This window comes from Caballeronia sp. (genome assembly GCF_049581465.1).
In the GTDB taxonomy this organism is placed as follows: domain Bacteria; phylum Pseudomonadota; class Gammaproteobacteria; order Burkholderiales; family Burkholderiaceae; genus Caballeronia.
In genome coordinates, this window is record NZ_JBAUSA010001176.1 from 1 (window position 1) to 2,561 (window position 2,561).

The window sequence follows — 2,561 nt, forward strand, 5'->3', positions numbered from 1 at the left end:
TGATTCCGCATCATCGAGGTGCCGTCGCGATGGCTGAAGTCGAACTGAAATATGGAAAGGACGCGAAACTTCGCGCGCTCGCCAAGGAAATTATCGAGGCTCAAGATAAGGAAATCGCGTTTATGAATCAGTGGCTAGCTGCGCGTCCGCAGAAAAAGTAGCGTCTGCACCGTGGGAATGGGCGACCAGAAACGACAAAGCCCCGCATGCGGGGCTTACTTGATACTTTGCTGACGATCGCGCCAAATTTAGAGCGAGTAGCCGTCCGTTTCCAGCGAGCGGATGCGCTTCTCGAGCTGGACGATATCCGATGACTGCGCCAAATATTCTTCACGGCGGTTACGTTCAGCGGTTTCAAACCAGATGCTTAGTTTTTCGAGCAAAGATGCAAACATGATTGTTTCTCCAAGGATTTCAATTGAATCCCCGGCGGTTCGGGTCAGGGATTTCCCTTAAAAAGGGTTAACCCGAAGTATAGCTGAAGTGAAGTAGGCGTGTTAGTGAAATGCGCGCATTGCGTGCATTCTCCCTTGGAATGGTGCATGCACCGACACGGGACAAGGGATTGATTTTATTAGAGATAATTGTGACATCTCTACACGCCCTCTCGTTTGTGCACCGCATTGGTGCTCGTCGCGTGGCGAACCCCTTCGATCTCGCACCAAGAAAATCACTGTGCCAACCGCTCCAAAATTGGGCAATCGGGGCGCGCATCGCCTTGGCAATGAACGGCCAGGTGCGCCAGGGTTTCCCGCATCTCAGTCAACTCCGCTATCCGACGGTCCAGTTCTTCAACGTGCTGGAGCGCAATGGCCTTGACCTCTGAACTTGCGCGTTGCCGATCCTCCCATAGCGCAAGCAGTTTGCGGATGTCGTCGACGAGAAACCCAAGCCGACGCGATTGCCGAACAAACCGAAGCGCGTGGACCTCGCGTTGCCCGTATACGCGATACCCTGCCGCGGTCCGGCCAACCGGTGGCAACAGGCCGACGCTTTCATAATATCGAATCATCTTGGCCGTCACACCAGACGCGCGGGCTGCTTCACCAATGTTCACTGAAAGTCTCCCAAAATCTCAAACAACTCTACACCTTCCAACGATGGCAAGGTATAGGATGAGCCGTTATCAAACACCAGCACGAGGACATGGGTAATGACTGAATTCGAAGTTGAAGGCATGAGCTGCCAGCATTGCGTTGCGGCTGTCACTCGTTCGATCCACGAAATTGACGCCGCGGCACAGGTGCGCGTGGATCTTGATAGCGGCACGGTCGTCGTCGAATCGACCGAGTCGACAAATGCGCTCAAAGAAGCGATTGATGAAGCGGGTTACGCGGTGGTATCGGCAAAAACCGTATGACGAAGTCGAACTACAAAGTCGCCGTAATCGGTGCGACTGGGCTGCTCGGGCGCGCTGTCGCGAGCGAATTAGCCGGCGTGTCGCGGTGGGACGTCGTGCGAACAGCGTTTCGCCGTGGTGACTCAACTACGGAAACACTCGATGTTCGTGACGAGAAAGCGGTCCGCCAATTCGTCGCATTCCACGCGCCCGACGCGATCGTCGTGACAGCAGCTGAACGTCGGCCAGACGTCTGCGAGAACGACCCCACGCTAGCGCGAGCGCTGAATGTGGACGCGTTGAGGTTTATCGCGGACGCCGCCCGAGACTGTGGCGCGTGGGCTCTTTCAATCTCGACCGATTATGTTTTCGACGGTACGAAACCACCCTATCAACCCGACGACACAGCCAACCCGCTGAATGCCTACGGACGCAGCAAGCTTGAGGGCGAGCGCGCACTGCTTGACGCGAGTTCTCGGTCGTGCGTCTTGAGATTGCCCTTGCTATATGGTCCGGTCATCGATTGGAGCGAATCGGCTGTCACCAGCATGACGCCATCGATCGTTGAATCTGCTCGAGCCGCAGGAATTCCAGCCGTGATGGATGCGTGGGCGATTCGCTATCCCACCTTTACACCGGACATCGCAGTAGTCATTCGACAACTGCTGGAGCGCTGTGAAAATGGCAATGCGATGGGTGGCGTAGTGCATTGGTCCGGTGACGAACCGATGACCAAGTTTGAGATGGCGCAACACATCGCCCGTGTTCTTCGCGTTGACGCGAACATCACGCCTCAACGTACTCCTTTTGATCTCACGCCACGCCCGAAGGACTGTCATCTTTCGTCGAGTGTGCTGGAAGAAATGGGCATCGGCCGCCGTACTCCCTTCGACGAAGCGATCCGGGCAGTGCTTCGGCGGAGCATGTAGGCGTCGATCTCCTCGTCGGCCTGTTAGGCGATCTGGCACACCGATGGCGATGCGTGAGCACAGATGTTGAACTTCGGAAGCGTCGTCCGTCCCGGAGATGCTTGACCACCATACTGCTCAATCGCTCTCAGTTGTGCTCTGTCACAGGTGTCCCGAACTCGGATTCTCCAACGCAAAAACCCCACCTTTGCGGGGTGGGGTTTTCGGATGCTAGAGCTAGCAAAGGGGAGCCTGACGATTACCTACTTTCACACGGGTATCCGCACTATCATTGGCGTGGAGTCGTTTCACGG

The 2,561-nt window shown here is 55.9% G+C and carries 5 protein-coding genes; 3 read left to right on the top strand and 2 right to left on the bottom strand.

Annotated features, from left to right (window positions below):
• Window positions 1-161, top strand: a 161-nt coding sequence (locus WCA53_RS28805) for a DUF305 domain-containing protein (protein ID WP_423919102.1), incomplete at its 5' end; no start/stop codon positions are given.
• 87 nt (window positions 162-248) lie between these two features.
• Here WCA53_RS28805 and WCA53_RS28810 read toward each other — a convergent pair.
• Window positions 249-395, bottom strand: a complete 147-nt coding sequence (locus WCA53_RS28810) for a DUF3563 family protein (RefSeq protein WP_423919093.1) — start codon at window positions 393-395, stop codon at window positions 249-251.
• A 275-nt stretch (window positions 396-670) separates the two neighbouring features.
• Window positions 671-1,057: a Cu(I)-responsive transcriptional regulator gene (gene cueR, locus WCA53_RS28815; protein ID WP_423919095.1), complete on the bottom strand. Its 387-nt coding sequence runs from the start codon at window positions 1,055-1,057 to the stop codon at window positions 671-673.
• A gap of 96 nt (window positions 1,058-1,153) precedes the next feature.
• Here cueR and WCA53_RS28820 point away from each other — a divergent pair, with 96 nt between their 5' ends.
• Both WCA53_RS28820 and WCA53_RS28825 read left to right on the top strand, forming a co-directional pair.
• Window positions 1,154-1,360, top strand: a complete 207-nt coding sequence (locus tag WCA53_RS28820; RefSeq protein ID WP_423919097.1) for a heavy-metal-associated domain-containing protein — start codon at window positions 1,154-1,156, stop codon at window positions 1,358-1,360.
• The gene (locus WCA53_RS28825) at window positions 1,357-2,268 is read left to right on the top strand and encodes a dTDP-4-dehydrorhamnose reductase family protein (protein WP_423919099.1); all 912 of its coding nucleotides are present in this window, start codon (window positions 1,357-1,359) and stop codon (window positions 2,266-2,268) included. Before WCA53_RS28820 ends, WCA53_RS28825 begins: the two co-directional genes overlap by 4 nt.
• The last annotated feature ends 293 nt before the right edge of the window (window positions 2,269-2,561 follow it).

Excerpts from the sequence above, each read along its gene's own strand:
- WCA53_RS28820 (WP_423919097.1), top strand. The coding sequence starts at position 1,154 with ATGACTGAATTCGAAGTTGAAGGCATGAGCTGCCAGCATTGCGTTGCG.
- WCA53_RS28810 (WP_423919093.1), bottom strand. The coding sequence starts at position 395 with ATGTTTGCATCTTTGCTCGAAAAACTAAGCATCTGGTTTGAAACCGCT.
- WCA53_RS28825 (WP_423919099.1), top strand. The coding sequence starts at position 1,357 with ATGACGAAGTCGAACTACAAAGTCGCCGTAATCGGTGCGACTGGGCTG.